We start from the raw sequence: 26,331 nt of genomic DNA on the forward strand, positions 1-26,331 counted from the left end.
CCCTGGGCCGGCGATGGTGCGGGCAAGCATGGCCGAAAGATGGCCGCCGACCGCCGGATATTAACCATGTTCATCAAGATCCTGCCCCGAAAGCCGTCGGGCTATTAACAAAGGTTAAGAAAAGGTTAATTTCTGATTCGAACAGGCTCCGGACCAAAAAGGTCGTAGAAGATGGAGGACGCCATGCGTTCGAATTCGGGCAGACTGCGCCTCGCGGCGCTCACGCTGGCGGTGATGTCCGTCGGCTTCGCGGCACCCGCAATGGCATGGTCGCGCCACCATGATCGCGTCTATGCCGATTCCTTCGGCAATCTCGTCATCGACAGCGCCGCCGGCTACAAGCGCATCATCGTCGGCGAGGGCAAGCTAGCCAAGGAATTGTCCGACTACACCGGCGCCGGCCAGCCCGACGTGATCTATGAGAACGAATCGGACGATGTCTCGGACCATGGCTGCTACCAGCCACCGGTCTTCGTGAAGGGCCGCTCCTATATGTACGGCCTCTCCGACGGCGAGATGCCAAACCTCAGCCCTTGCCGCTGACCTTGGACATCGCGCGGTCTTGCCGCGCGGCCGGTCCAGCCGAGACGCGCACGCAGTCGCGGCCGCTGCCCTTGGCCTGATACAGCGCCTCGTCGGCGCGCCGCAGCAGATCGGAAAAATCCTCGCCCGCATCAAGCTCGGCGACGCCGAAGCTGGCGGTGCAGCGATGTTCGACCGGCAGGCTGTCGATCGGCAGCGCGCCGAAAGCGCTGCGCGCGCCTTCGGCGAACAGCCGCGCCGCGGCAAGATTGGTGCCCGGCAGTATGATGGCGAACTCCTCGCCGCCGATGCGGCCGGCGACGTGATGCTCGGCCGCCGCCTCGCGCAGGAAGCCGGCAAACGTCTCGATGACGCGGTCGCCGGCGGCGTGGCCGTAGCTGTCGTTGATGCTCTTGAAATGATCGAGATCGGCGATGACAAGCGCCACCGGAACGCCCTGGCGCACCGCGTCCTTCAGCGCGATCTCGGCATGGCGCTCGAAGCCGCCGCGGTTGAGCAGCCGCGACAGCGTGTCGGTCTCCGACTTCGACGTCGCTTCGGCCAGCACGTCGCGCACCAGGATCGCCAGCGCCAGCAGCGCCAGCGCGAAGCCGAACACCGTGCCAACCGATTGCGACACCAACGCGTAGACGGTCTGCCCATAGGCTTGCGGATTGGCGCCCCAGCCGCCCAGGGCATGCGCGATGAACGGCTTCGAGGCGAATTGCGCGGCGCTGGCGGCCAGGACGGCCATCAGCAGGGCGTCGAGCCGCTCGCGCCTTTGCCTGGACGACCAGACGATGCCGAGGGCCGCGAACTGCATGGCTGCGTAGGGAAGCTGGTAGGCCATCATGCGGGTCAGCGAATGGCGCGGCAGATCCTGCACGAACCAGACCGCGACCGAAGCGACGGCCAGAAAGGCCAGCATCGGCGGCCAGGGCGGCGTCACACCGTATTTATGGGCCAACCCGCCATTGAAGGCGATGGTGGCGCCGAGGAACACGGCAAAGGCCGTGACAACCACCGGCCGGGCATTGTCGAAGGCCGGGATGCTGAATTCGATGGCGAAATAGGCCATGCCCAGCATGTAGCCGAACGCCAGCCAGCGCGCCGACACGCGGCCCACGTCGTGGATGGCGATCATCATGAAGGCCGCCGCCAGCAGGCCGGCGACGAACAGATTGATAATCAGAATGAATTCGGCGCTGCCCATGGTTCTTCATACCCCGCGGGACAGCAAACCATCGACGGGCGAAAAAGACGTTAACGGGCGGCACGATGACATAGTCGTTGGCCGAAGCGCGTTCGCCTTCAGCCGACGCTGGCGTTCTCCGCAACGAAGACGGTTTCCGCCCGCTCGTAGGACAGCCGCACGCTGTCGCGGCCGTTCTTCTTGGCCTTGTAGAGTGCCTCGTCGGCGCGCTGCATCAACGGCGCCAGCCCTTCATCGCCGGTGCGGGCGGCGACGCCGAAGCTTGCCGTCACCCTGACACCCGGCGGCAGGGTGGTGACGCCACCGGACGAATAGAGCGAACGGATCGCCTCGGCGAACAGGCGCGCCGAAGCAAGGTCGCACAGCGGCAGGAGCACGGCGAACTCCTCGCCGCCGATGCGGCCGGCAGCACCCCGCGTGCCGGTGGCGAAACTCAGCTTGGCGGCGAAATCGGCGATGACCCTGTCGCCCGCCGCATGTCCGTGCTGGTCGTTGAGCGCCTTGAAGTGATCGAGGTCGGCCAGCACCAGCGCAACCGGGAGCTTGGCCGAAGCGCACTGCCGCAGAAGCAGGGCCGCTCGATCCTCGAAGCCGCGGCGGTTGAGCAGGCCGGAGAGCGGATCGGTGTAGGTCTCGGCCTTCAGCGCCTTCATCACGTCGAGCGCAGCGGCGGTAAACAGCGAGAGCGCGATCAACAGCGACAGCAACGCCTGCGACAGCAGCGCCGTGGTCCAGTAGGACGAGGAATAAAACCCGTCATAGGTCGTGAAGGGGCCATGCATGACGACGATGGCGAGGGTGCGGCCGATGAAATTGAGCCCGGAAAGCAGCGCCAGCACGAACAGGATCATCTCCGTCGGGCCATTTCTGCGCACGGTGCGCAGTTCCGCGGCGACCAGCAGGCTGAGGCCGCCGAAACCGAAATTCATCGAGAGAATCCGCCATGTCAGGTCCGGCTGGACGAACAGGAACCAGCACAGCGCCAACAAGCCGCCGCCCGCCAGAATGCCGATCCCGACATAGGGCACGCGCCGCCCGTAACGCGCCACGATCGCCCCGGCCAGGCAGCAGGCGGCAATGGTGAAGCATATGTTGGACAGGAGCTTGGTCGGCGCCATGCCGATCGGCAGCGTGAAATACTGCAGCAGGAAACCCGCCGGACAGAAGGCATAGCTGAGGGCCAGCGCCGCCAGATAGGGACGGTGGCGCTGATGGAACCACAGCACGAGGAACGCAGCGCCGAGCGCCAGCGCTATCGTTGGATTGAGCAGCGCTATGAATAGGCCTGTGTCCAAAGGACCGTGACTTCCCCTCGCTTACGCCGGGGAAGACGTTAGACCCTAAGCCCAAACAAGCAGTTAAACGACACCGGAAATATACAGGGATCGTCTCCTATCGGCGGGTCGCCGGCGCGATCTTCAAAGCAATTCCAGGAAAAGTGTGAACGGTTTTCCGTCCGGAATTGCACCAAAACAAGAGCAAAAACCCCGAGCCGCAGCGCGGTCTCGGGGTTTGGCATGGTTCGCGACGGATTGCCGAGGTCGGTACCTATTTCCAGTCGCGGATGTCGACGAAATGACCGGCGATCGCCGCCGCCGCCGCCATCGCCGGCGACACCAGATGGGTGCGGCCCTTGAAGCCCTGCCGGCCCTCGAAATTGCGGTTCGAGGTCGAGGCGCAGCGCTCATGCGGCTTCAGCCGGTCGTCATTCATGGCCAGGCACATCGAGCAGCCCGGCTCGCGCCAGTCGAAGCCGGCGGCAAGGAAGATCTTGTCCAGACCCTCGGCCTCGGCCTGTTCCTTGACCAGGCCTGAGCCCGGCACGATCATGGCGTTGACGCGCGGATTGACGGTCTTGCCCTCGACCACCTTGGCGGCGGCGCGCAGATCCTCGATGCGGCCATTGGTGCAGGACCCGATGAAGACGCGGTCGAGCGCGATGTCGGTGATCTTGGTGCCCGGCGTCAGCCCCATATAGTCGAGCGCGCGCAGCTTCGAGCTGCGCTTGTTCTCATCGGTGATGTCTTCCGGATTCGGCACGATGCCCTGCACCGAGACGACGTCCTCGGGCGAGGAGCCCCAGGAGACGATCGGCGGCAGTTTCGCCGCATCAAGCACGATCACTTTGTCGAAATGCGCGCCCTCGTCCGACTGCAGCGTCTGCCAGTAGGCAAGGGCCGCATCCCAGGCCGCGCCCTTCGGCGCGCGCGGCTTGTCCTTGACATAGGCGAAGGTCGTCTCGTCGGGCGCGATCAGGCCGGCGCGGGCACCGCCCTCGATCGACATGTTGCAGATGGTCATGCGGCCTTCCATCGACAGCGCGCGGATCGCCTCGCCGGCATATTCGATGACATAGCCGGTGCCGCCGGCGGTGCCGATCTCGCCGATGATGGCGAGGATGATATCCTTGGCGGTGACGCCTTCCGGCAGCACGCCGTCGACGCGCACCAGCATGTTCTTGGCCTTGCGCTGGATCAGCGTCTGCGTCGCCAGCACATGCTCGACCTCCGAGGTGCCGATGCCATGCGCCAGCGCACCAAAGGCACCGTGCGTCGAAGTGTGGCTGTCGCCGCACACGATGGTCATGCCGGGCAGCGTAAAACCCTGCTCCGGGCCGATGATGTGGACGATGCCCTGGCGGATATCGTTCTCGGAATAATATTCGATGCCGAAGTCCTTGGCGTTCGTCGCCAGCGCCTCGACCTGGATGCGGCTTTCCTCGTTCTTGATGCCGAACTTGCGCTCAGGCGAGGTCGACACATTGTGGTCGACCACGGCCAGCGTCTTTTCCGGATGCCGAACCTTGCGGCCGGTCATGCGCAGGCCTTCGAAGGCCTGCGGGCTGGTCACTTCATGGACGAGGTGACGGTCGATATAGAGCAGGCAGGTGCCGTCGTCCTGGCGGTCGACGACATGGTCGTCGAAGATCTTGTCGTAGAGGGTGCGCGGTGCGCTCATGTGCGTAAATCCGTCGATTTGACTATGGGAAGAGGAACGCCAGCAGACCGGCGCTGGTCAGTCGGCCTGGCTAAGTCGGCTGGTCGGCGCGCCGCAGACGCGCGCGGAAAATCGCGACGGCAGGCGTTTTCTGTCCTGCAGAACGAAACCCTTGTAGGCCGGATCGCCAAAAAGCTCTTCCATGGCGCTGCTCATATCAACGTTTTGGCTTTTCGGCAATTGCGGCTGCCTTGCACGACTCTACCTTCTCCCCCTGCGGGAGAAGGAAAGATGCGCCCCGCTCAAGCCACCTCGAACACGAACGTCTTCACCAGCGCCTCCGGATCGCCGATCGCATAGCAGCGGAACCATGGGCTTTCCTCGACCGGCCGCCATTTTTGCGCCTGCGCAAGCTCATCGAACACCGCCTGAAACCCGCCGGCCCCAAAAACCTGGTCGCGCACGGTGAAGATGGCGTGGCCGCCTTTTCTGGTGATGCGCACCAGTTCGTGCAAACCGGAGGCCGGCGCATGGCCGATGGTGAACACGCCGGTGGAGAAGAACGCGCGAAAATGCCCGTCCGGCCAGGGCAGCGGACCGCCGAGCATCGCCTTCTTCAGTTCGCTGTAGGCATTGCGGCTGCCGGCGATCTTGAGCATGTCGTCGGACAGGTCGAGCCCGGCAATGTCATGATAGCCAAGCGCCTTGAGCGATGGCCCCGACAGGCCGGTGCCGCAGCCGGCGTCGAGCAGCGGCCCTTCGCTCAATGGCACATGGCGCGACACCCAGGCGGTGATCAGGAACGGCAGCAGATAGCCGAGCGAAGCGGTCTCGCTGTCATAGGTCGCCGCCCATTCGGCATAGGCCTTGGCGAGTGCTTCCGGCGTATCGGCCGAATAGACGGAGTCCAGCGCCGCATTGGCCTTGTCGACGATCATGGGGTTCTCTGGATCTTGTCGCATCGTTGCGATGGTAGCCCGGTCTTCGCTGGCCGACTATTCCCCTTGCTGGTTTCGCAGCCGCTTCTCCAGCGCCCGCAGGGCCAGCGACAGGCCGACGGTGAGGATGAGATAGATATAGGCGACGATCGAATAGGTCTCGAAGAAGCGGAACGAGCCGGCGGCATAGACCTTGGCCATCTGGGTGACGTCGGCGACGCCGAGCACCGAGACCAGCGAGGAATCCTTGACCATGGCGACGAAGTCGTTGCCGAGCGGCGGCAGGATGGTGCGGATTGCCTGCGGAAAGACGATCAGCCGGAAGCGCTGCGCACGCGTCAGCCCGAGCGCCTTGGCCGCCTCGATCTGGCCCTTCTCGACCGCCTGGATGCCGGCCCGGAAAACCTCGGAGATGAAGGCCGAATAGCCGATGGTCAGCGCCATGATGGCGCGCCACAAGAGCGACACGTCGCGCACCAAAAGCTCGCCGAGGATACCGGCAATCTGCAACGGTGCTGTCAGCGCGTTCCACGCGGCGACGAAGGCCGGCGCGCCGGCGAAGGCGATCCAGAACAGCAGCACCAGGATCGGCACGCCGCGGATGATCTCGACATAGAAGCGCGCGACCTGGCGCAGCACACGCGAGCCCGACAATCCCATCAACGCGATGCCGAGCCCGATCACTGACGCCAGCGCGAAGGCAACGACGGTGACGAAGATTGTGATGCCGATGCCCTTGGCGACAGTGGCGAAAACCTGGGCGTAGAGGCCGTTGGCGGCGATGAAGACGGCGGACGCAAGCGCAAGTGTCGCGGCTACGGCCAGCCACCAGGGGAAATCGGGCTTGGAGGTTGCGGGCGCGGGTGGCATCAAACGATACCGGTGACAGAGCCACGAGGGCTGCGTTTCGTCACACCCCCCTCTGTCCTACCGGACATCTCCCCCGCAAGGGGGGAGATTGGCTGCTTCTTCGAAGGTGGCCCCTCACCAGCGTCGGGAATTATTGAAACCAGTCGCGACATCCGATCTCCCCCCTTGCGGGGGAGATGTCCGGCAGGACAGAGGGGGGTGGGAAGAAACTCCGTCCGTGCGATGTTCAGCACACGGTCCTCGCGCAGCAAGGTGCGCCGAGACGAGCTCACTGCCCCATCTTGTAATCAAGAAACCACTTCTTGTTCAGCGCATCCAGCGTGCCGTCGGCCTTAAGCGCGGCGATCGCCGCATTGACCGGCTTCACCAGGTCGGATCCTTTCGGGAAGATGAACCCAAAATCCTCGGTGCCGAGCGGTCCGCCGATCAGCTTCAGCTTGCCTTCGGAGGCATCGACATAGCCCTTGCCGGCGGTGCCATCGGTAAGCACCGCATCGACGTCGCCCGACTTCAGCGCCTGCACCGTGGCGCCGAACGTCTCGAACAGTTTTATCCTCGGGTTCTGTTCATTGCCGTCGAGCACGCTGTAGACGGCGGTGTAGAAGGGCGTCGTGCCGGCCTGCGCGCCGATCAAACCGTCCTTGAAGGCGCCGAAGGTCTTGGCGTCGGTGAAGCGGCTTTCGTCGCCACGCACCAGCATGAACTGTTCCGAGCGCATATAGGGGTCGGAGAAGTCGACTTTCTCCTTGCGGTCGTCCTTGATGGTGATGCCGGTCATGCCGATGTTGTACTGGTTGTCGGAAACCGCCTGGATCATCGCGTCCCAGGAGGTGTTCTGGTACTCGACCTTGAAGTTCAGCCGCTTGGCGATCTCGTCCATCGCGTCATATTCCCAGCCGATCTGTTTTCCCGTCTTGGCATCGATGAACTGCAGCGGCGGATAGGCGTTTTCCGTCACCACCACCACTTTCTTGCCGCCGAGATCGGGCAGCGCCTGCGCCCATGCGGCGACGGGCGCGAGCAGGCAGGCCAGCAGGCCGGCCAGCAGCAGTTTCGATTTGGTCATGACACACTCCCGGAACGTGAAACGCCCCGATCCGTTTTGGGGCTTGCAGGAAAATCCGGCGCCGACTTTAGCTTTCCGCAAGCGCCATGCAAGCCGATCCGCTGCACCGCTTGGCGCGATAGCGGATTCCCATGCTTTCAATCGGCGGGTTCCGGAACGATCGTGTCGTGGTGAGGATCAGTCGCGATCCGCCGCATTCTCGGTGGCGTTGCGCAACCGAGTGACCAAACGGCTGACCGTCGCGTGCAGGGCTTTCAGCTCGCCAGGCTCCAGCGGCATGCTGCAGGCAAGCCCGGAGGACACATCCTTGACGCGCCCGCGCAGCGCCTGGCCCTTGGCGGTCGGCTCGACCAGCACGCGGCGCTCGTCCGCCACGTCGCGCCGGCGCGTGACCAGACCACCTGCTTCCAGTCGTTTGAGCAGCGGGGTCAGCGTCGCGGAATCCAGGCCCAGCGCCGCGCCAAGCGCGCCCACCGTGCTCGGCGCGTGCTCCCACAGCGCCAGCATCGCCAGATATTGCGGATAGGTGAGCCCGAGCGGATCGAGCAACGGCCGATAGAGCTTCGTCATCAGCCCGCTCGCCGAATAGAGCGCGAAACAGAGCTGCTGGTCGAGCCGCGGAACAGGAAAAGTCCCGGCGCTTGCCGCCGGGAGGTCGCTGGCACTCTCTATGGTGTTTGTCGTCATGCTGCCTTTGCCGGAAGCGTCACTGCCGAAAGCGCCACCTCGACATTGCCCTTGATGGCGTTGGAATAGGGGCAGATCTGGTGCGCCGCCGATACAAGCGCTTCCGTGGCCGCCTGATCAAGACCTTTCGTCTCCGCCAACAGCGAAACGCCCAGTGCGAAACCGCCCTGGCCATTGGGGTGCAGGCTGACATTGGCCGTCACCGCGGCATCCTCGAGCGGCAGCTTCTGCTTGCCGGCGATGAAGCGCATGGCACTTTCGAAGCACGCCGCATAGCCGGCAGCAAACAGCTGCTCCGGATTGGTGGCGCCACCCTTGCCGCCCAGTTCCTTCGGCATGGCAAGGTCGACGCTGAGCAGGCCATCGCTGGTCCGGACATGGCCGGCGCGGCCGCCGACGGCACGGGCTTCGGTGGAGTAGAGTGCAGGCATTTCGTTTCTCCAATTACTTTGTACACGATTGTTTAGTATACAAGGTAATTGGAGTCAACCAAAGCTGGGGCAGATTTTCCGCCTTGAGCAAACCGATCCCATCGGGACGGCTCTGCCTGCCCGCAAAACGAAAAAAGGCGGCCGAAGCCGCCTTTCCGAAGAATGCGTATCGAAAAACTTATTCGGCGGTAGCCGCTTCCGCGGCCTTGGCAGCCTCGTCCGCAGCCTTGGCGGCTTCGTCAGCGGCCTTCTTCTCGGCGGCTTCCTGGGCGGCCTTCTCGGCGGCCAGCGCCTGGGCAGCGGCGACTTTCTCGGCCTCGATGCGCGCCTTCTCGGCGTTCAGCGCATCACGCTCCTCGTCGTTCAGCTTGCGGGCGCGCACGCCGGTGTTCTCGGAGATACGGGCCGACTTGCCGCGACGGTCGCGCAGGTAATAGAGCTTGGCGCGGCGCACCTTGCCGCGGCGCACGATCTCGACGCCCTCGACCATCGGCGAATAGACCGGGAACACGCGCTCCACGCCTTCGCCGTAGGAGATCTTGCGGACGGTGAAATTTTCCTGGAAGCCGGCGCCGGAGCGGGCGATGACGACGCCCTCATAGGCCTGGACGCGGGTGCGGGTGCCTTCGGTCACGCGGACCTGGACGCGCACGGTGTCGCCGGGCTGGAATTCGGGAAGCTTGCGCTTGGCTTCGATCTTGGCGGCCTGTTCGGCCTCGAGCTGACGGAGGATATCCATCTAAAAATCCACTTCTTGTTCTTCCGACAGTCAGAGCGTCCGACACTCGCCTTGCAGTTCCATTGACCGCTCGGCTATGCCCTTTGTCGGAGACATCGGGCAGGGGCGACTACACCGTCATTGTTGACGGGTCCCGGCAGATTTTTCTTCCGGTTCGGGCGGGCACATACAGCTATTTCGAGGCTTTGTCACGCCTTGGCCCTGTCTTTTTTCCTCGCATGCCTCCATCCATTCGTCCAGCGCGGGGTTGCGCGCTCCGGTCAAGCTTCCTAATCCGGGGCAAGCATTCAGTCTTCGGCGGCGCCCTGATGTCAGTTTTCGACGTGATCCTGCTCTTTCTGGCGGGTTTTTTGTCAGGCGCCGCCAACGCGGTCGCCGGCGGCGGCACGTTCATCACCTTCGGTGCCATGACGCTGGTCGGCCTGCCGCCGATCGTCGCCAACGCCACCTCGTCGGTGACGCAGTTTCCCGGCTACGTCACCTCGACGCTCGCCTACGCCGCCGACATCAGACATTTCTGGCGCCGGGCATTGCTGCTCTGCCTGATCTCGGCCTTCGGCGCGCTGGCCGGCTCTCTCATCCTTTTGGCACTCGACAATCCGTCCTTCCGCGCCATGGTGCCGTGGCTGCTCTTGGCGGCGACCGCTCTCTTCGCTGCCGGTCCCTGGCTGAAGCCGTCGCCGAAGCCGGATCATGAAGCGTCTGTGGGCTCACTCGTCGGCTCGCTGGCACAGTTCCTGACCGCCATCTATGGCGGCTTCTTCGGCGCGGGCATGGGCGTCATGATGCTGGCGACGCTTGGCCTTACCCAGTCAGGTGACTATCACAAGCTGAACGCACTGAAGAATATGCTGGCCATGGTCATTGCCGCGGTTGCGATCATCGTCTTCGTCTCCGGCGGCGTCATCGCCTGGCCGGAGGCGATCGTCATGATCCCGGGCGGCGCGCTGGGCGGCTATGCCGGCGTCTGGATCGCCAAGCGCGTGCCGCAAAATGTCGTGCGCGGCTTCGTCGTCGCCGTCGGCCTCTTTCTCGCCTTCTATTACTTCGCCAAGGGGTGAACCCGACCATTGCCGGAAGCTTTGTCGGCATCGGTCTCGTTCGCCACCATGGAATTCGCCAGCTCCCCAACCCGCCGCAGTGCGTGCCGGTGGGCATCGTCCCAGCGTCCGCCCAGCCCCAGCCGGATGCAGTGGCCGAAATGGTTTGTGGCGCTGAACATCTTTCCAGGCGCAATCACGATGTTCTCCGCCAGGCAGACCCGGTACAGCTCAAGCGAGTCGATGCTGTGCGGCAGTTCCACCCAGATAATAAACCCGCCCTGCGGATCGGTGACGCGCGTTCCCGCTGGAAAATACCGCGCTATCAATCCGCGCGCCTCGTCGACCCGCGTCGCGACCGTCGCGCGCAATTGACGGTATCCGGCCTCGATGCCCGGCTGCGTCAAGAGATCGGCCATCGCACGTTCCAGCACCGCCGTCTGGCTTCCGCTGGTCGATTCCTTCAGGCGCACGAGCTTGGCACCCCAGCGCCCGGCCTCAACCCAGCCAAGCCGAAGGCCTGGCGCGATCGTCTTGGAGAACGACCCACACATCATGACGTGCCCGGTCGCATCGAATGAGCGCACCGCGCGGCGCTGTTCGTCCAGCTCGGCGAGATCGTTGTAGAGGACATCCTCGACCAGCGGGATGCCACGGTCGGCAACCATCCGCGCCAAACGCTGCCGGTCGGCCAGGGGAATACTTGATCCGATCGGATTGGAAAGTGTGGGCACTGCGAGCACGGCCTTGATCGGTTGAGTGTCGAAGGCGAATTGCAGCGCATCGAGCGAGAAGCCGGTGCGTGGATGGGTCGGGATCTCGAGCGCGCGCAGGTGCAGGTTCTCGAGGATCTCCAGGAAGGCAAACAGGGTCGGCGATTCCAGCGCAACGATGTCGCCCGGTTTCGTCACCGCCCGCAAGCACAGCGTGATCGATTCCAGGCAGCTGTTGGTCACGACGATGTCCTGTGGGTCGAGCTGGCAGCCCATGCGTAGCGCATGGCGTGCAATGGCGCGCCGCAGGCTCTCGTCGCCATAACCGGTCGTGTAGTTGCACAGTGTCGCCCTGTGGCGTTGCACGGCGCGGCTGACGGCACGGCGGACACGCTCCTCGGCAAACAGGTCCGCACTCGGACAGGCAGCGCCGAAGGGGATGTAGGCGGGATCGTGCGCGAGATGCATCACTCGCGCCGCGAGCGAACTGACGTCCACCGCCATGGAATCTGCCGGCGGATTCGATGTCTCCGGTTCGGGCAGGCTCGGCGACCGTGTCGCGACGAAATAGCCCGAGCGCGGTCGCGCTTCGATCAGGTGCGCATCCTCCAGCATGCGATAGGCCTGCAGCACGGTGCCGATCGACACGGCGCGGCTGCGCGCCAGTTCGCGCACGGACGGAATGCGTTCGCCCCGCATCAGCGTACCCGCCCGGATCGGCGTCGCGATCGAATGCGCGAGCTGCAGGTAAAGGACCTCTGCGGATTGATCGTCTTGCATGTGCAATGCCTACCGCAAAATCGACTGAGCCGACTGACACAGATTGCAGGCACTTCGCCTGGTACAGATGCCCGATAATCCTCACTGTACCATATCAGATGCCCGCTGGCTGTGACTGTGCGTGCTGACGCTGGCGATCTACCGTTCAGCCCATGACCGATGTCGGCCCCGAGCCTGGCGGTCGAAATGGACCACGCAAAACAGCCAGCCGACACCAACGCATTCACACGGAGGACGGAGCCATGTTTCCGATCGATATCTGGTTGGCCTACACAATCGCGAGCGTCCTGATCGTGCTCGCGCCCGGACCCGACATCGTGCTCTCGATTGCGCGCGGCCTGAGCCAGGGCCGCCTCGCGGCGACGGTGTCGGGAATGGGGGCCGGCACCGGCATCCTGATCCACTCGCTTGCCGCCACCTTCGGGCTGGCGCTGCTGATCCAGACCTCGGCCGCAGCGTTCCTGGCGCTAAAACTCGCCGGAGCTGCATATCTTGTCTGGCTGGGCGCAAAGGCGCTGTTCTCACGAAATCTCGTCAGTTTCGCGCCGACGGCGCGGCGGCCTCTTCACGCGATCTACCTGGCGGGGCTGATGTCGAACGTCCTCAATCCGAAGATCGGACTGTTCGTGCTTGCCTTCATCCCGCAGTTCGTCAGCGCCGACCGCGGCCTGGCTTGCCATCATCGCCGCCATCGGCCTTTCGCTCATCGGCGGCTTTGCTTCGGTTTTGAGCCGATGGCTGCTCAGCCGTCCGCGCGCGGTTGCCGGGATCAATATCGGCGCAGGCATCACATTCGTCATGACCGGCCTGTCCGCCGCCGCGATGAGACACAGCTGAAGCCGGCAGCGGCATGGCGAAAGGCATCAGCCAGCTGGCCGACGGTGCTGTCCAGCTTGAAATCCTTCCTCGAAACCGGCAGCGGCATCGACCTTTTCGCCAAGCCGAAATCACCCTGAAACGCTAGAGCAATTCCACGCAAAGTGCGTAGCGGTTTTCCGTGCGGAATTGTGTGAAAACAAAGAGTTATCGGGAGAACGACGATGAGCAAGATCTATGGCGGCGGCTGTGCGTGCGGCGCAATCCGTTACGAAACGAGCAGCGAACCCATCTTCGAGAACCACTGCCAATGCCATGATTGCCAGAAACGCAGTGGCACTGGCCACGGATCCTATCTGACCTTCGGCCGCCGCGCCGATATGGCAATCACCGGCGAAGCGAAAACCTGGCGGTTGGCGGGCGACAGCGGCAACGAAAAGGTGCATGCTTTCTGCCCGACCTGCGGAACGCCGGTCTATCTGACATTCGCCGCCATGCCGGACCTGATCGCGGTCCACGCGAGCAGCCTTGACGACCCGGGCCAATTTAATCCGCGGGTTGTGACATACAGCATTCGCGGCCATGCCTGGGACACGATGGATCCCGTCTTGCAGAAGTTCGAGCGGATGCCCGGCTAATAGCCAACGGGGTGGCCAAATTGTCGCCAGAGATTCGAAACGATCTCAGCCTTTGGTCTTGCCGTTCTGCACCAGGTCCGGCCGTCGTGTTTTTGTGAGCGCCTCGGACTCCGCGCGTCGCCAGGCGGCGATCTTCTTGTGATTGCCCGAGATCAGCACCTCGGGGATCGGCCGGCCCTCGAACTCCTGCGGCCGCGTATAGTGCGGGTGCTCGAGCAGGCCGTTCTCAAAACTCTCTTCCTCGCCCGACACCGCATTGCCCATGACGCCGGGTAAAAGCCGCACCACCGCGTCGAGCAGCACCAGTGCGGCCGGCTCGCCGCCGGAAAGGATGAAGTCGCCGACCGAAACCTCCTCCAGCCCACGCGCCTCGATCAGCCGCTGGTCGACGCCTTCGAAACGGCCGCAGAGTATAACGGCGCCCGGCCCGGCGGCGAGCTCGCGCACCCGAGCCTGCGTCAACGGTCTTCCACGCGGGCTCATCAGCAGGCGCGGTCGCGTATCGCCCGGCGGCGAAGCATGGTCGATCGCCTTCGCCAGCACGTCGGCGCGCATCACCATGCCGGCGCCGCCGCCGGCCGGCGTGTCGTCGACGGTGCGGTGCCGGTCGGTGGCGAAATCGCGGATCTGGATCGCGTCCAGCGACCATGTCCCGGCCTCCAGCGCCCGCCCGGCCAGCGACAGGCCGAGCGCGCCCGGAAACATCTCGGGATAGAGCGTCAGCACCGAGGCGGCAAAGCTCACCGGTTGCCCCCGGCATCCCTTGGCCCGCGCGGCCGGCCCTTCGGATCGAAACCGTCGCGGCCGGGCGCCTCGCTGTCCTCGTCGTCGACCAGGCCGGCGGCCGCCGGATCGACGCGAACAAAACCTTCGGCGATCGACACTTGCGGCACGGCGGCCTGCGTGAACGGGATCAGCACGCCCTTGCGCCCGCCCAGAGTCACGTCGAGTATGTCGCCGCCACCAAAATTGTGTACCGCCACGACCTTGCCGATCTCGGCGCCGGTGTCGTCCCTGACCGCCAGGCCGACCAGGTCGGCATGGTAGAATTCGTCCTCTTCGCCATCGTCCGGCAGCATCGAGCGGTCGACGAAGAGTTCCGTGCCGGCGAGCGCCTCGGCCGCATTGCGGTCGCTCACGCCCTTGAACCGCACCACGACCACGGTGTTGGCCGGCCTGATGTCGATGATCTGGAAGGCGCGGCCGTCCCTGGCATAGAGCGGCCCGTAATCGGCGAGCGCCAGCGGCTCGCCGGTGAATGTCTTGACGCGCACTTCGCCCTTGATGCCGTGCGCGGCGCCGATCACTGCCATCTGGACGGGGTTCTGGGGCTTGCTCATGGTGAAAGGTCCTTTGCCTTGCTCTAGCCCCAGCCAGTTGTCATTTCAATGACGCGCTCTTCACCGCTTCCTAACCTGGCTGCCGGAAAATGGCCGGGAACTGGACGAGCGCCATGCAGGAATTCCTCATCCCGGCAAAGCCCGACCTTCAGGCGGCGCGCGAAAGCTGGCTGAAGATGCTGGCGCGCGAACGCCGGCTGTCGCCGGAAACCGTCGAAGCCTATGAGCGCGACACGCGCCAGTTCCTGCATTTCCTGACCGGCCATTGCGGCGGCCCGCCCGGCATTTCGGATATCGCCGATCTTCGCCCGGCAGACCTGCGCGGCTTTCTCGCCGCCCGCCGCAACGCCGGCGCCGGCGCCCGCACGCTCGGGCGAGGGCTGGCCGGCATCCGCTCGCTGCTGCGCTTTCTCGAACGGCGCGGCCTTGCCAATGCGGCGGGCGCGGCAGCGCTGCGCGCGCCGCGCCAGCCAAAGTCGCTGCCCAAGCCGCTGACCGCCGACGATGCGCGGCGCGTCGTTTCGGTGGAAGGCCAGCTGGCGGAGGAGCCATGGATCGCCGCCCGCAACGCCGCTGTGCTGACGCTGCTCTATGGCTCGGGCCTGCGCATTTCCGAGGCGCTCGGCCTCAGCGGCGCCGACCTGTCGTCGGAGACCGACACCGTGCTGCGCATCACCGGCAAGGGCGGCAAGACGCGGCTAGTGCCGGTGCTGCCGGTGGCGCTCAGGGCAGTTGCCGAATACCGGCGGCTCTGCCCCTATCATATCGACCCGAAGGGCCTGCTGTTTCGCGGCGCCCGCGGCGGTCCGCTCAATCCGGCCATCGTCCAGCGCGAGATGGCAAAACTGCGGTCGGCGCTCAATTTGCCGGATACGGCGACACCGCACGCGCTGCGCCATTCCTTCGCCACGCATCTTTTGGGCCGCGGCGGCGATCTCAGAACCATTCAGGAACTCTTGGGCCATGCCAGCCTGTCGACCACCCAGATCTACACCGGCGTCGACACCGCAAGGCTGCTCGAAATCTACGACTCCGCGCATCCTAGGGCGTGATCGGGTTGGGTCTCAGAACAATTTTGCCACGCCGGTTAACCGTTTTGCCGCTTTTTTCCCTTAAGACGCAGGCCATGAAACGTGTCATCGCCATCGCCGACCGCGCGGCCTCTGTGTCGTTGAAGCTGCTTGTGGCGCTCAACATCCTGTTTTTCCTGTCTTTCCTGGTCGTCGCGCTGCTTGCCGCCGGCAGGGCGCATGCGCAGACGCCAGCCTGCAGCGGCACCGACATGCTGTCGGCCTTGCAGAAGGACAACCCGGACACCTACCGCAAGATCGAGACGGAGGCGACCGCGACACCGAACGGCAAGGGCCTGTTGTGGAAACTGGAAAAGGCTGGCGAAAGGCCGTCTTTCTTGTTCGGCACCATGCATATGACCGACCCGCGCGTCACCACTCTGCCGCCCGCCGCGCAAACGGCCTATGACGCCGCAGACACCATCATCATCGAGACCACGGAAGTGCTCGACAAGCAGAAGATGATGGCGGCCATGCTCAACGAGCCGGACCTGATGATGTTCACCGACAACACGACGCTGTCGTCGCTGCTGTCGCCGGACGATGCAGCGGTGGTGAACAAGGCACTCGACGCACGCGGCATTCCGCCGGGCAGCGTGTCCAAGATGAAGCCGTGGCTGTTGTCGGCCATGGTGGCGCTCCCGGTCTGCGAGGTCGCCCGCCAGGCCGGCGGCACACCGGTGCTCGACGTCAAGCTCGCGCAGGATGCCATGGCTTCAGGCAAGACCGTCGAAGGTCTGGAAACGGTCGCCGGCCAGCTGCGCGCCATGGCCTCGCTGCCGCTCGCCTTTCACATGAAGGGGCTGGTCGACACACTCAAGCTCGGCGACAGGATAAACGACGTCAACGAAACCATGATCGTGCTCTACTTGAACGGCGACACCGGCATGTTCTGGCCGCTGTTCCGCGCGATCCTGCCGGGCGATGGCGACGACGCGGCGGGCTACGCGGCCTTCGATCAAACCATGATCACCAGCCGCAACAAGGTGATGGCTGACCATGCCGGACCGATCCTCGCTCGCGGCAACGCCTTCATGGCGGTTGGCGCCATGCACCTTCCGGGCGCGCAAGGCCTGGTCGAGGATTTTCGCAAGGCGGGTTACACCGTCACCGCCGTGCGCTGATCTGCACGGTCGGGTTGCACGTCGAATCACGCGAGTCCCCGTCCCTGTCGGGATTCGCCCTGATTCGCAGATCGATGGCGGACGGGTCCTGTTTTCAGCGAAAAGGGCCAAAGCGGTTGGCTTCCGCTCGCTCGCGGCCAAATTTGCGGGGGAAATACATGCCAACCAGCGATTCCGGGTTAAGATTGCCCTGCTTTCGGCATTTTCCAAGCGTAGTATGAAACCCGTTCAACGGTTGCGCGTTGATGGGTGTTGATTGATACTTTTCATCCTCGGAGGACACTTTTATGGCGAACCCAAACGACCCCTTCACCTCTCCTGGCCCTGCGCCCAAATCGGGTGGCGGCGGTAGCGGCTGGCTGATTGCCCTGGTTGTCATCATCCTGGCCATCGTCGCCTACTATGTTTTCGGAAGAAGCGGCGAACACCCCACGGCGCCCGCCGAACCGCCAGCCGCCAGCACACCGGCGCCTGCGCCCGCACCGGCTGAGCCGATGAAGCCCGCCGAACCGGCTCCCGCGCCTGCGCCAGAACCCGCGCCGGCTCCCGCACCAGCCCCGGCGCCTGCTCCAGAACCGGCCCCTGCGCCCGCACCGGCTCCTGCACCAGCCCCGGCGCCCGCACCGGCCAACTGATCAGGCCCTGAATTCAACGACGAACGGCCCGCTGCAAAGCGGGCCGTTTTGTTTTGGGCAAGACACGCGAACACCGGAAGCGCAGAAAACCGCGTCAGATGGCCGCCGGAGTAGAGTTTATGACGGGGCCTTAGATATGGATCGGCTTGAAGAACGTAGCCAGCGCCGCTTCCTTCACCGCTTCCGACATTGTCGGGTGCGCATGGCAGGTGCGGGCGAGATCTTCCGACGAGCCGCCGAATTCCATCAGCACCGCCGCCTCGTGGATCATCTCGCCGGCGCCGAAGCCGACGATGTGGACGCCGAGCACGCGGTCGCTCGCCTTGTCGGCCAGGATCTTGACGAAGCCGTCGGTGTGCAGCATGGCGCGCGCCCGGCCGTTGGCCGTGAACGGGAATTTGCCGGCCTTGTAGTCGATGCCGGCCTTCTTCAGCTCCTCCTCGGTCTTGCCGACCGAGGCGATTTCCGGGCTGGTGTAGACGACGCTCGGGATCACGTCATAATTCACGTGGCCGGCCTGGCCGGCAATCGACTCCGCCACCGCCACGCCCTCGTCCTCAGCCTTGTGCGCCAGCATCGGCCCGGCGATGACGTCGCCGATGGCGTAGATGCCGGGCACATTGGTCCTGAGATGGCCATCGGTCTTGACCCGGCCGCGCTCGTCGACCTCGACGCCGGCTTCCTTCAGCCCAAGGCTGTCCGAATAGGCGCTGCGCCCGGTGGCGATCAGCACCGCGTCGGCCTCGATCGTCTCGGCAGCGCCGCCCTTCACAGGTTCGAAGGTGACGGTCGCACCCTTCTTGGCCTTGGCGACGCCGGTGACCTTGGCGCCGAGCTTGAACTCGAAGCCTTGCTTGGAAAGCATGCGGTGGAACTGCTTGGAGACCTCGCCGTCCATGCCGCCGAGGATCGTGTCGAGGAACTCGACGACGGTGACCTTGGCGCCTAGCCGCGCCCACACCGAGCCGAGTTCGAGCCCGATGACGCCGCCGCCAACCACCACCAGATGGCCCGGCACCTTGGCCAGCGACAGCGCGCCGGTCGACGACACGATGACCTTCTCGTCGATATCGACCTTGACGCCGGGAATGCCGGCGACGTCGGAACCGGTGGCGATGACGATGTTCCTGGTCTCGATCTCCTCGATCTTGCCGTCCTCGCCGGTCACCGAGACCCTGCCGGCCGCGACCACCTTGCCGGTGCCGTGAAAACTATCGATCTTGTTCTTCTTGAACAGGAAGGCGACGCCGTTGACGTTGGCCGCCACCGTTGCGTCCTTGTGCGCCATCATCTTCTTCAGATTGAGCTTCGGCGTCACCTCGACGCCGAGCGTGTCGAAGGAATGGCCGGCCTCGGCGAACATCTCGGAGGCATGCAGCAGCGCCTTGGACGGGATGCATCCGATGTTGAGGCAGGTGCCGCCGAAGGTCGCGTTCTTCTCGACCACGGCGGTCTTCAGCCCGAGCTGTGCTGCCTTGATGGCGCAGACATAGCCGCCCGGTCCCGATCCGATGATAACGACGTCATAAGCCATGATGGTGTCCTTCTTGGTCCGGCCGTCAGCGGCCGCCGCTTACATTCAGGATCGCGCCCGTCGAATAGGACGCCGCGTCCGACAACAGATAGAGGATTGCGCGCGCGACTTCATCCGATGTGCCGGCCCTTTTCATCGGCAGCGTATCCTGGATGCGCGCCACGCGGTCGGGCTGGCCGCCGGAAGCATGGATTTCGGTGTCGATGATGCCCGGGCGCACCGCATTGACGCGGATACCCTCGGTCGCCACCTCGCGGGCGAGCCCGAGGGTGAAGGTATCGATCGCGCCCTTGGATGCCGCGTAGTCGACATACTCACCCGCCGAGCCATGCGCTGAGGCGGCCGACGAGACGTTGACGATGGCGCCGCCCTTGCCGCCGTGCAGCGTCGACATGCGCCTGACCGCCTCGCGCGCGCAGAGGAAGGAGCCGACGACGTTGACGCGCATCATGCGCTCCAGCCGCGCGCCGCTCATCTCGTCGAGGCGCGCCTTGACGTCGACGATGCCGGCATTGTTTACCAAGGCATCGAGCCGGCCCCAGGAACGGTCGACCACCTCGAACATGCCGACGACATCGGCCTCACTGCCGACATCGCCTCTGACCGCGATCGCCTCGCCGCCGCCAGCCTCGATCTCGGCGACCAGCGCCCTGGCGGCGCCTTCATTGGCGGCATAGTTGACCGCGACGCGGTAGCCGGCTTCGGCGCCGAGCCGGCAAACCGCCGCACCGATGCCGCGGCTGCCGCCGGTGACCAGCAGAACTCTTTGCGTCGCGCTCATTCCTGGCAACCCTTCAGCAGAAACGCATCCCATGGCACCTTGGAGAAGCCATTGTTGCCATAGGCCGCCGACATCTGGAGGGACGGCCCGAGATCGGGAAAGATCAGTGTCTTCGGCGCATCGACGCCTTCGGCCGGCAGCAGTGCGATGTTGCCCTTGTCATCGGCGCTATAGACGACGCCTTCCCACACCGTGCAGGCGGCGAGCTCCTCACCGGTGACATCGCCGGTCGGGCATTTGTACATCAGCGAACCGTGCGGCCGCGCCACGCCATCCGTCCACATGACGATGCCGTCCAGCACGACGCCCTTGTCGAGCACCATCTTGAAGCTGTTGGTGACGGTGGCCGAGTCCGTGGTGGGCCTGAAATCGATGCCGGCCTCGCTTTCGGCATCGCCATAGACGGCAAGCGCCAGCGGACAGGCAGCGTGGACGGTGGCAGGTATCATCACCGCTCCAACCGCTATCGATACGGTCGACAGGCCTTTGGACAAGAAAGAACGAATCGTCACTGCTATCCACCTTGAACAGCTTGATCGAGGATGAAGACCGTAGAAAGAAAATAGTCTATCTCGAAAGCAACGTTCTCATTCCTGTCGACCGGAAGCGCATTCACCTCGTATTTGAGGGTCAAGATGCGAGAACTCTCCGCCATCTCAATATAAACGTCGCGCTCACGACCGCCGCCGACTACCCACTTGAATTCGCTCTTGTTCAGGAACTGTAGTGCCTTGGGCAAGGTATGTATGGCTATCGGCTTTGTGCCTGCAAAAGTCACGGGATGCCGGCCCACGTCGACGTCCAGATGGCCGTACCAAGTTGCCATCGTTCCACCCGATTGCATTCTTCCGAAGATGGGCTCGATGCTGATCGACCTCAGACGAAAATCGGGGCTGAAGAAGAATTCGCAATTGGCGCCATAGATGCACCACGCGGACTCCGTGTCCTCGTGGCGATAATGGTTGTCCGCCCGCAGATCCTCCTCGTCGATAAGGCCTCGAACCGTCTCTCGGCTGCTTTTGCCGAGTTCGAGAGGACCCGCACGGCCTGCCGCCAGAAGCTCGAACAGGTCGATGGGCTGGGCGGGCTCGGCCATCCCGGGTCACTCACAGGTCGAGCACCAGCCGTTCCGGATCCTCCAGGCTTTCCTTGACGCGCACCAGGAAGGTCACGGCTTCCTTGCCGTCGACGATGCGGTGATCGTAGCTCAGCGCCAGGTACATCATCGGCCGGATGACGATCTGGCCGCCGACCACCATCGGCCGGTCCTGGATCTTGTGCATGCCCAAAATGCCCGACTGCGGTGCATTGAGGATCGGCGTCGACATCAGCGACCCGTAAACACCGCCATTGGAAATCGTAAACGTGCCGCCTTGCATATCAGCCACCGAGAGCTTGCCGTCGCGCGCAGCCAGACCCAGCCTCCCGATCTCCTTCTCGATCTCGGCGATGGACATCTGGTCGGCGTTGCGCACGACCGGCACGACGAGGCCCTTTTCGGTGCCGACGGCGACGCCCACATGGGCGAAGTTCTTGTAGATGATGTCGGTGCCGTCGATCTCGGCGTTGACCGCCGGAATCTCCTTCAGCGCATGCGTCACCGCCTTGGTGAAGAAGCCCATGAAGCCGAGCTTCACGCCGTGCTTCTTCTCGAACACGTCCTTGTATTTGGTCCGCAGCGCCATCACCGCGCTCATGTCCACCTCGTTGAAGGTGGTGAGCATGGCGGCGGTCGACTGCGCTTCCTTGAGCCGGCGCGCGATGGTCTGGCGCAGCTTGGTCATGCGCACGCGCTCTTCGCGCGACGCGTCGTCGGCGGTTGATGGCGCGCGCACGGCAACCGGCGCCGCCTTCGGCGTCTCGGCCGGCTGCGACGGCGCGCCCTTGGCGATGGCATCGAGCACGTCGCCCTTCAGCACCTGGCCGCGCTTGCCCGAGCCCGCGATCTGGTCGACCGCAAGATTGGCCTCGGCGAGCAGCTTTGCCGCGGCTGGCGCCGGCGGCATGGAGCGCGTCTCGATCGCGCCGGCATCGCCGGCGATCTTGGCGCTCTCGGCCGCGGCCTGCTTGGTCGTATGGGCCGCATCGGGGCTCGACGCCTGTGACACGGCTTGCGGCTTGGTGGCGGGTGCGGCAGCGCCGGCGCCAGCCGAAATCGTCCCTAGAAGCGCGCCGACCTCGACCGTCTCGCCTTCCTTGACGGTGATCTCGGACAGCGTCCCGGCGGCCGCTGCCGGCACCTCCACCGTCACCTTGTCGGTTTCGAGCTCGACCAGCGGCTCGTCGGCGGCGATCGTGTCGCCGACCTTCTTGAACCATTTGCCGATGGTCGCCTCGGTGACGGATTCGCCGAGTGTGGGGACGCGGATTTCGGTAGCCATTGTGCCTGTCCGTTCTTCGAGGGTTCTATTCGCCAAGCGCGTCGTCGAGCAACGCGGCGAGCTGGCTGAGATGCTTCGACATCAGTCCGGTCGCCGGCGAAGCGGAAGCCGGCCGGCCGGTGTAGCGCACCCGCTGATGCTTGGCGTCGATATGCGCCAGCACCCATTCGAGATACGGATCGATGAACGACCAGGCACCCATGTTCTTCGGCTCCTCCTGGCACCACACCATCTCGGCGTTGCGGAAGCGCGACAGTTCGGTGATCAGCGCCTTGGCCGGGAACGGATAGAGCTGTTCGACGCGCAGCAAGTAGATGTCGTTGATGCCGCGCTTCTCGCGCTCCTCGTAGAGGTCGTAATAGACCTTGCCCGAGCACAGCACGACACGGCGGATCTTGGAATCCTTGACCAGCTTGATCGCCTGGCCGGAAAGCAGCTGGGCATCGTCCCACAGCAGTCGGTGGAAGGAGCTTTCGCCGGAAATCTCCGGCAGCGTCGACACCGCCCGCTTGTGGCGCAGCAGCGACTTTGGCGTCATCAGGATCAGCGGCTTGCGGAAGTCGCGCTTCAGCTGCCGGCGCAATATGTGAAAATAGTTAGCCGGCGTGGTGACGTTGGCCACCTGCATGTTGTCCTCGGCGCAAAGCTGCAGAAAGCGCTCGAGCCGGGCCGATGAGTGCTCGGGCCCCTGGCCTTCATAGCCGTGCGGCAACAGGCAGACGAGGCCGGACATGCGCAGCCACTTGCGTTCCCCCGACGAGATGAACTGGTCGAACACCACCTGGGCGCCGTTGGCGAAGTCGCCGAACTGTGCTTCCCACAAGGTCAGCGCCTTTGGCTCGGCCAGACTGTAGCCGTATTCGAAGCCGAGCACCGCTTCCTCCGACAGCATCGAGTTGATGACTTCGTAGCCTGCCTGAGCTGCCGACAGATTGTTGAGCGGGATGTAGCGGGTTTCGTCGCTCTGGTCGTAGAGCACGGAATGGCGCTGTGAGAAGGTGCCGCGCTCGGAATCCTGGCCGGATAGCCGGATCGGATTGCCGTCGAGCAGGATGGCGCCGAAGGCCAGTGCCTCTGCCGTCGACCAGTCGATGCCTTCGCCGGATTCGATCGCCTGGCGGCGGTTCTCCAGGAAGCGCAGGATCGTCTTGTGCGCCTCGAAATCCTTCGGCACCTCGGTCAGCTTCTTGCCGATTTCCTTCAGCGTCTTGACCGGCACGGCCGTCTTGCCGCGCCGCTGTTCGTCCTGGTTGTCGGCCGTGCGCAGGCCCGACCATGCGCCGTCCAGCCAGTCGGCCTTGTTGGGCTTGTAGCTCTGGCCGACCTCCCACTCCGATTCCAGATGCGCCCGCCAGTCGGCTCTCATCTGGTCGAACTCGGCCTGGGTGATGTGGCCTTCGGCGATCAGGCGATCGGCATAGATCTGCACCGTCGTCTTGTGGTTGCGGATACTGCGATACATGATCGGCTGGGTGAAGGCCGGCTCGTCGCCCTCATTGTGGCCGAAGCGGCGGTAGCAGAACATGTCGACCACGACCGGCTTGTGGAACTTCATGCGGAATTCGGTCGCCACCTTGGCGCCGTGGACCACGGCTTCCGGGTCGTCGCCATTGACGTGGAAGATCGGCGCCTCGATCATCTTGGCCACATCCGACGGATAGGGCGACGAGCGCGAGAAACGCGGATTGGTGGTGAAGCCGATCTGATTGTTGATGATGAAGTGCAGCGTGCCGGCGACGCGATGGCCGCGCAGGCCCGACAGGCCGAGGATCTCGGCGATCACGCCCTGGCCGGCGAAGGCGGCGTCGCCGTGCAGCAGCAGCGGCATCACCTTGGCGCGTTCCGACAGCGGCACGATTTCGCCGCGCTCGCGGCCGGCGAACTGGTCCTGCTTGGCGCGCGCCTTGCCCATCACCACCGGATCGACGATTTCCAGATGCGAGGGGTTGGCGGTCAGCGACAGATGCACCTTGTTGCCGTCGAACTCGCGGTCCGATGAAGCGCCGAGATGGTACTTGACGTCGCCCGAGCCCTCGACCTCGTCGGGAGCCGCCGAGCCGCCCTTGAATTCGTGGAAGATGGCACGGTGCGGCTTGGCCATCACTTGGCTGAGAACGTTGAGACGGCCGCGATGCGCCATGCCGAGCACGACCTCCTTGAGGCCGAGCTGGCCGCCGCGCTTGAGAATCTGCTCCAGCGCCGGAATCAGCGACTCGCCGCCATCGAGGCCGAAACGCTTGGTGCCTTTGTACTTGACGTCGATGAACTGCTCGAAGCCTTCCGCCTCGATCAGCTTCTGCAGGATCGCCTTCTTGCCGGGAGCGGTGAAGGTGATCTCCTTGTCGGCGCCTTCGATGCGCGCCTGGATCCAGGCCTTCTCCTCGGGGTCGGAAATGTGCATGAACTCGACACCGAGCGTCGAGCAATAGGTGCGGGTCAGGATCTCCAGCATCTGCCGGATGGTGCCGAATTCAAGTCCGAGCACATTGTCGAGGAAGATCGGCCGGTCGTAGTCGGCGGCGACGAAGCCGTAATTCTCCGGCGACAGCTCATTATAGTCCTCGAGCGGCTTGGCGATGCCGAGCGGGTCGAGATTGGCGTGCAGATGGCCGCGCATGCGGTAGGCGCGGATCATCATGATGGCGCGCACCGAATCGCGCGTCGCCTGGTGCACGTCGGCGTCGGAAAGGACGTTGCCGTTGGTGACCGCCTTCTCCTTGACCTTCTTCTCGATCGCCTTCTCGACCAGGCCCCAATTGCCGTCGAGCGCCGACACCAGTTCGCCATTGGCCTGCAGCGGCCAGGAAGGCCTCGCCCAGGAGGCGCCCTTGGCGTTCTTGCGGACGTCGGCGGCGTCGTCCTTCAGCGCCGCGAAGAAGTCCTGCCATTCGGGATTGACCGATTCCGGATCGTCCTCATAGGCGGCGTAGAGCGCGTCGATATAGTCGGCATTGCCGCCATAGAGGAAAGAGGTGAGCGAAAACTGGTCGTTGGCCTGATCTTGTCGTGCCATTTTTGTCTGCGGAGCCCGGCTCCGTCTCCTTTTCAAGGGGAATAGCGAGTAGTCAGTAGTGAGTAGGAAAACGGAAATTTCCCACTCAGCAGCTACTCACACGTTCTTCCCTTTTCACTACTCACTAATGACTACTCACTTAACCCTTGATCGCCTCGACCAAGGTCGTACCCAGCCGGGCCGGCGACGGCGAAACTTTTATCCCGGCCGATTCCATCGCCGCGATCTTGTCTTCCGCGCCGCCCTTGCCGCCGGAGATGACCGCGCCCGCATGGCCCATCGTGCGGCCGGCCGGCGCCGTGCGGCCGGCGATGAAGCCGGCCATCGGCTTGCTGCGGCCACGCTTGGCTTCGTCCTTGAGGAACTGCGCGGCGTCTTCCTCGGCCGAGCCGCCGATCTCGCCGATCATGATGATCGACTTGGTCTCGTCGTCGGCGAGGAACATCTCGAGCACGTCGATGAACTCGGTGCCCTTGACCGGGTCGCCGCCGATACCGACGGCAGTGGTCTGGCCGAGGCCGACATTGGTGGTCTGGAACACTGCCTCATAGGTAAGCGTTCCCGAGCGGGAAACAACGCCGACCGAGCCCTTGCGGAAGATGTTGCCGGGCATGATGCCGATCTTGCATTCGTCGGGCGTCAGCACGCCGGGACAGTTCGGCCCGATCAGCCGCGAGGTCGAGCGGTCGAGCCGCGCCTTGACCTTGACCATGTCCATCACCGGAATGCCTTCGGTGATGCAGACGATCAGCGGGATCTCGGCCTCGATCGCTTCGATGATCGCTTCCGCCGCGCCCGCCGGCGGCACATAGACCACCGAGGCGTTGGCGCCGGTCCTTTCCTTGCCCTCGGCGACGGTGGCGAAGATCGGCAGGCTTTCGCCCTTGGCGCCGGCCCAGGTCTCGCCGCCCTTCTTGGGGTGGATGCCACCAACCATCTTGGTGCCGTGATAGGCGAGCGCCTGTTCGGTATGGAATGTGCCGGTCTTGCCGGTCAGGCCCTGCACCAGCACTTTGGTGTTCTTGTCGACGAGAATGGACATTGGGGCCCTTTTCTAAAAACC

The 26,331-nt window shown here is 64.3% G+C and carries 27 protein-coding genes; 6 read left to right on the plus strand and 21 right to left on the minus strand.

Going from position 1 to position 26,331, the window contains the following annotated elements:
* Positions 1 to 183: 183 nt before the first annotated feature.
* A complete protein-coding gene (locus A6B35_RS03190) occupies positions 184 to 543 on the plus strand; it encodes a hypothetical protein (protein ID WP_040582765.1) in 360 nt (119 codons plus the stop codon).
* Here A6B35_RS03190 and A6B35_RS03195 read toward each other — a convergent pair.
* The 10 genes from A6B35_RS03195 to rplS form a co-directional block, all read right to left on the minus strand.
* On the minus strand, positions 527 to 1,735 hold the full coding sequence (locus A6B35_RS03195) for a GGDEF domain-containing protein (protein ID WP_006202209.1): 1,209 nt from the start codon (positions 1,733 to 1,735) through the stop codon (positions 527 to 529). The two genes, A6B35_RS03190 and A6B35_RS03195, sit on opposite strands and share 17 nt — an antisense overlap.
* Before the next feature lie 98 nt (positions 1,736 to 1,833).
* On the minus strand, positions 1,834 to 3,030 hold the full coding sequence (locus A6B35_RS03200) for a GGDEF domain-containing protein (RefSeq protein ID WP_006202208.1): 1,197 nt from the start codon (positions 3,028 to 3,030) through the stop codon (positions 1,834 to 1,836).
* Positions 3,031 to 3,283: 253 nt separating this feature from the next.
* Entirely contained in the window at positions 3,284 to 4,693 is a 1,410-nt protein-coding gene (gene leuC / locus A6B35_RS03205) for a 3-isopropylmalate dehydratase large subunit (protein ID WP_006202207.1), read from the minus strand.
* Between the two features lie 57 nt (positions 4,694 to 4,750).
* Complete coding sequence (locus A6B35_RS37130; protein WP_081482138.1) at positions 4,751 to 4,876, minus strand: hypothetical protein; 126 nt, start codon at positions 4,874 to 4,876, stop codon at positions 4,751 to 4,753.
* Positions 4,877 to 4,974: 98 nt separating this feature from the next.
* Positions 4,975 to 5,610, minus strand: coding sequence for a class I SAM-dependent DNA methyltransferase (locus tag A6B35_RS03210; RefSeq protein WP_006202205.1), 636 nt, complete (start codon positions 5,608 to 5,610; stop codon positions 4,975 to 4,977).
* 57 nt (positions 5,611 to 5,667) lie between these two features.
* Entirely contained in the window at positions 5,668 to 6,480 is an 813-nt protein-coding gene (locus tag A6B35_RS03215) for an amino acid ABC transporter permease (RefSeq protein ID WP_006202204.1), read from the minus strand.
* 268 nt (positions 6,481 to 6,748) lie between these two features.
* On the minus strand, positions 6,749 to 7,546 hold the full coding sequence (locus A6B35_RS03220; RefSeq protein WP_006202638.1) for a transporter substrate-binding domain-containing protein: 798 nt from the start codon (positions 7,544 to 7,546) through the stop codon (positions 6,749 to 6,751).
* A 177-nt stretch (positions 7,547 to 7,723) separates the two neighbouring features.
* Positions 7,724 to 8,233, minus strand: coding sequence for a MarR family winged helix-turn-helix transcriptional regulator (locus A6B35_RS03225; RefSeq protein ID WP_006202639.1), 510 nt, complete (start codon positions 8,231 to 8,233; stop codon positions 7,724 to 7,726).
* The gene (locus A6B35_RS03230) at positions 8,230 to 8,664 is read right to left on the minus strand and encodes an organic hydroperoxide resistance protein (RefSeq protein WP_006202640.1); all 435 of its coding nucleotides are present in this window, start codon (positions 8,662 to 8,664) and stop codon (positions 8,230 to 8,232) included. Before A6B35_RS03230 ends, A6B35_RS03225 begins: the two co-directional genes overlap by 4 nt.
* Positions 8,665 to 8,842: 178 nt before the next feature.
* On the minus strand, positions 8,843 to 9,403 hold the full coding sequence (gene rplS / locus A6B35_RS03235) for a 50S ribosomal protein L19 (protein WP_006202641.1): 561 nt from the start codon (positions 9,401 to 9,403) through the stop codon (positions 8,843 to 8,845).
* 308 nt (positions 9,404 to 9,711) lie between these two features.
* On the opposite strand from rplS, the gene A6B35_RS03240 reads away from it, so the two are divergent.
* On the plus strand, positions 9,712 to 10,464 hold the full coding sequence (locus A6B35_RS03240) for a sulfite exporter TauE/SafE family protein (protein ID WP_006202642.1): 753 nt from the start codon (positions 9,712 to 9,714) through the stop codon (positions 10,462 to 10,464).
* On the opposite strand, the gene A6B35_RS03245 is transcribed toward A6B35_RS03240, so the two are convergent.
* Positions 10,446 to 11,936, minus strand: a complete 1,491-nt coding sequence (locus A6B35_RS03245) for an aminotransferase-like domain-containing protein (protein WP_006202643.1) — start codon at positions 11,934 to 11,936, stop codon at positions 10,446 to 10,448. The genes A6B35_RS03240 and A6B35_RS03245 overlap by 19 nt on opposite strands.
* A 242-nt stretch (positions 11,937 to 12,178) precedes the next feature.
* On the opposite strand from A6B35_RS03245, the gene A6B35_RS03250 reads away from it, so the two are divergent.
* Complete coding sequence (locus A6B35_RS03250) at positions 12,179 to 12,892, plus strand: LysE family translocator (RefSeq protein WP_006202644.1); 714 nt, start codon at positions 12,179 to 12,181, stop codon at positions 12,890 to 12,892.
* 84 nt (positions 12,893 to 12,976) lie between these two features.
* Positions 12,977 to 13,390 carry a GFA family protein gene (locus A6B35_RS03255; RefSeq protein WP_006202645.1) on the plus strand — a complete coding sequence of 138 codons (414 nt, stop codon included), beginning with the start codon at positions 12,977 to 12,979 and terminating at the stop codon, positions 13,388 to 13,390.
* Between the two features lie 45 nt (positions 13,391 to 13,435).
* On the opposite strand, the gene trmD is transcribed toward A6B35_RS03255, so the two are convergent.
* Entirely contained in the window at positions 13,436 to 14,134 is a 699-nt protein-coding gene (trmD, locus tag A6B35_RS03260; protein ID WP_006202646.1) for a tRNA (guanosine(37)-N1)-methyltransferase TrmD, read from the minus strand.
* Positions 14,131 to 14,730 carry a ribosome maturation factor RimM gene (gene rimM, locus A6B35_RS03265; RefSeq protein ID WP_006202647.1) on the minus strand — a complete coding sequence of 200 codons (600 nt, stop codon included), beginning with the start codon at positions 14,728 to 14,730 and terminating at the stop codon, positions 14,131 to 14,133. Before rimM ends, trmD begins: the two co-directional genes overlap by 4 nt.
* Positions 14,731 to 14,843: 113 nt before the next feature.
* On the opposite strand from rimM, the gene A6B35_RS03270 reads away from it, so the two are divergent.
* Both A6B35_RS03270 and A6B35_RS03275 read left to right on the plus strand, forming a co-directional pair.
* Positions 14,844 to 15,782 carry a tyrosine recombinase XerC gene (locus A6B35_RS03270; RefSeq protein WP_006202648.1) on the plus strand — a complete coding sequence of 313 codons (939 nt, stop codon included), beginning with the start codon at positions 14,844 to 14,846 and terminating at the stop codon, positions 15,780 to 15,782.
* Positions 15,783 to 15,856: 74 nt separating this feature from the next.
* The gene (locus tag A6B35_RS03275; RefSeq protein ID WP_006202649.1) at positions 15,857 to 16,924 is read left to right on the plus strand and encodes a TraB/GumN family protein; all 1,068 of its coding nucleotides are present in this window, start codon (positions 15,857 to 15,859) and stop codon (positions 16,922 to 16,924) included.
* Between the two features lie 94 nt (positions 16,925 to 17,018).
* Here the strand turns inward: A6B35_RS03275 and A6B35_RS35395 are convergent, their stop codons facing one another.
* The 8 genes from A6B35_RS35395 to sucD form a co-directional block, all read right to left on the minus strand.
* A complete protein-coding gene (locus A6B35_RS35395) occupies positions 17,019 to 17,306 on the minus strand; it encodes a hypothetical protein (RefSeq protein ID WP_156788601.1) in 288 nt (95 codons plus the stop codon).
* Between the two features lie 383 nt (positions 17,307 to 17,689).
* A complete protein-coding gene (gene lpdA / locus A6B35_RS03280) occupies positions 17,690 to 19,093 on the minus strand; it encodes a dihydrolipoyl dehydrogenase (RefSeq protein WP_006202650.1) in 1,404 nt (467 codons plus the stop codon).
* A 25-nt stretch (positions 19,094 to 19,118) separates the two neighbouring features.
* Positions 19,119 to 19,874 carry an SDR family oxidoreductase gene (locus tag A6B35_RS03285; RefSeq protein ID WP_006202651.1) on the minus strand — a complete coding sequence of 252 codons (756 nt, stop codon included), beginning with the start codon at positions 19,872 to 19,874 and terminating at the stop codon, positions 19,119 to 19,121.
* Positions 19,871 to 20,323: a hypothetical protein gene (locus A6B35_RS03290; RefSeq protein ID WP_006202652.1), complete on the minus strand. Its 453-nt coding sequence runs from the start codon at positions 20,321 to 20,323 to the stop codon at positions 19,871 to 19,873. Before A6B35_RS03290 ends, A6B35_RS03285 begins: the two co-directional genes overlap by 4 nt.
* 65 nt (positions 20,324 to 20,388) lie before the next feature.
* On the minus strand, positions 20,389 to 20,970 hold the full coding sequence (locus A6B35_RS03295; RefSeq protein WP_006202653.1) for a hypothetical protein: 582 nt from the start codon (positions 20,968 to 20,970) through the stop codon (positions 20,389 to 20,391).
* Between the two features lie 10 nt (positions 20,971 to 20,980).
* Entirely contained in the window at positions 20,981 to 22,255 is a 1,275-nt protein-coding gene (gene odhB / locus A6B35_RS03300; RefSeq protein ID WP_006202654.1) for a 2-oxoglutarate dehydrogenase complex dihydrolipoyllysine-residue succinyltransferase, read from the minus strand.
* 25 nt (positions 22,256 to 22,280) lie between these two features.
* Entirely contained in the window at positions 22,281 to 25,268 is a 2,988-nt protein-coding gene (locus A6B35_RS03305; RefSeq protein WP_006202655.1) for a 2-oxoglutarate dehydrogenase E1 component, read from the minus strand.
* 139 nt (positions 25,269 to 25,407) lie between these two features.
* Positions 25,408 to 26,310: a succinate--CoA ligase subunit alpha gene (gene sucD, locus A6B35_RS03310; RefSeq protein WP_006202656.1), complete on the minus strand. Its 903-nt coding sequence runs from the start codon at positions 26,308 to 26,310 to the stop codon at positions 25,408 to 25,410.
* Between the last annotated feature and the right edge of the window lie 21 nt (positions 26,311 to 26,331).

The sequence above is a fragment of the Mesorhizobium amorphae CCNWGS0123 genome (assembly GCF_001686985.1).
Taxonomy (GTDB): domain Bacteria; phylum Pseudomonadota; class Alphaproteobacteria; order Rhizobiales; family Rhizobiaceae; genus Mesorhizobium; species Mesorhizobium amorphae.

Excerpts from the sequence above, each read along its gene's own strand:
- A6B35_RS03240 (WP_006202642.1), top strand. The coding sequence starts at position 9,712 with ATGTCAGTTTTCGACGTGATCCTGCTCTTTCTGGCGGGTTTTTTGTCA.
- A6B35_RS03255 (WP_006202645.1), top strand. The coding sequence starts at position 12,977 with ATGAGCAAGATCTATGGCGGCGGCTGTGCGTGCGGCGCAATCCGTTAC.
- A6B35_RS03295 (WP_006202653.1), bottom strand. The coding sequence starts at position 20,970 with ATGGCCGAGCCCGCCCAGCCCATCGACCTGTTCGAGCTTCTGGCGGCA.
- A6B35_RS35395 (WP_156788601.1), bottom strand. The coding sequence starts at position 17,306 with ATGATGACAACCAGGGCAATCAGCCAGCCGCTACCGCCGCCACCCGAT.
- A6B35_RS03285 (WP_006202651.1), bottom strand. The coding sequence starts at position 19,874 with ATGAGCGCGACGCAAAGAGTTCTGCTGGTCACCGGCGGCAGCCGCGGC.
- leuC (WP_006202207.1), bottom strand. The coding sequence starts at position 4,693 with ATGAGCGCACCGCGCACCCTCTACGACAAGATCTTCGACGACCATGTC.
- A6B35_RS03215 (WP_006202204.1), bottom strand. The coding sequence starts at position 6,480 with ATGCCACCCGCGCCCGCAACCTCCAAGCCCGATTTCCCCTGGTGGCTG.
- A6B35_RS03305 (WP_006202655.1), bottom strand. The coding sequence starts at position 25,268 with ATGGCACGACAAGATCAGGCCAACGACCAGTTTTCGCTCACCTCTTTC.
- sucD (WP_006202656.1), bottom strand. The coding sequence starts at position 26,310 with ATGTCCATTCTCGTCGACAAGAACACCAAAGTGCTGGTGCAGGGCCTG.
- A6B35_RS03250 (WP_006202644.1), top strand. The coding sequence starts at position 12,179 with ATGTTTCCGATCGATATCTGGTTGGCCTACACAATCGCGAGCGTCCTG.
- A6B35_RS03225 (WP_006202639.1), bottom strand. The coding sequence starts at position 8,233 with ATGACGACAAACACCATAGAGAGTGCCAGCGACCTCCCGGCGGCAAGC.
- A6B35_RS03245 (WP_006202643.1), bottom strand. The coding sequence starts at position 11,936 with ATGCAAGACGATCAATCCGCAGAGGTCCTTTACCTGCAGCTCGCGCAT.
- A6B35_RS03270 (WP_006202648.1), top strand. The coding sequence starts at position 14,844 with ATGCAGGAATTCCTCATCCCGGCAAAGCCCGACCTTCAGGCGGCGCGC.
- A6B35_RS03290 (WP_006202652.1), bottom strand. The coding sequence starts at position 20,323 with ATGATACCTGCCACCGTCCACGCTGCCTGTCCGCTGGCGCTTGCCGTC.
- A6B35_RS03275 (WP_006202649.1), top strand. The coding sequence starts at position 15,857 with ATGAAACGTGTCATCGCCATCGCCGACCGCGCGGCCTCTGTGTCGTTG.
- rplS (WP_006202641.1), bottom strand. The coding sequence starts at position 9,403 with ATGGATATCCTCCGTCAGCTCGAGGCCGAACAGGCCGCCAAGATCGAA.
- rimM (WP_006202647.1), bottom strand. The coding sequence starts at position 14,730 with ATGAGCAAGCCCCAGAACCCCGTCCAGATGGCAGTGATCGGCGCCGCG.
- A6B35_RS03190 (WP_040582765.1), top strand. The coding sequence starts at position 184 with ATGCGTTCGAATTCGGGCAGACTGCGCCTCGCGGCGCTCACGCTGGCG.
- A6B35_RS03220 (WP_006202638.1), bottom strand. The coding sequence starts at position 7,546 with ATGACCAAATCGAAACTGCTGCTGGCCGGCCTGCTGGCCTGCCTGCTC.
- A6B35_RS03230 (WP_006202640.1), bottom strand. The coding sequence starts at position 8,664 with ATGCCTGCACTCTACTCCACCGAAGCCCGTGCCGTCGGCGGCCGCGCC.
- A6B35_RS03195 (WP_006202209.1), bottom strand. The coding sequence starts at position 1,735 with ATGGGCAGCGCCGAATTCATTCTGATTATCAATCTGTTCGTCGCCGGC.
- A6B35_RS37130 (WP_081482138.1), bottom strand. The coding sequence starts at position 4,876 with ATGGAAGAGCTTTTTGGCGATCCGGCCTACAAGGGTTTCGTTCTGCAG.
- lpdA (WP_006202650.1), bottom strand. The coding sequence starts at position 19,093 with ATGGCTTATGACGTCGTTATCATCGGATCGGGACCGGGCGGCTATGTC.
- A6B35_RS03210 (WP_006202205.1), bottom strand. The coding sequence starts at position 5,610 with ATGATCGTCGACAAGGCCAATGCGGCGCTGGACTCCGTCTATTCGGCC.
- odhB (WP_006202654.1), bottom strand. The coding sequence starts at position 22,255 with ATGGCTACCGAAATCCGCGTCCCCACACTCGGCGAATCCGTCACCGAG.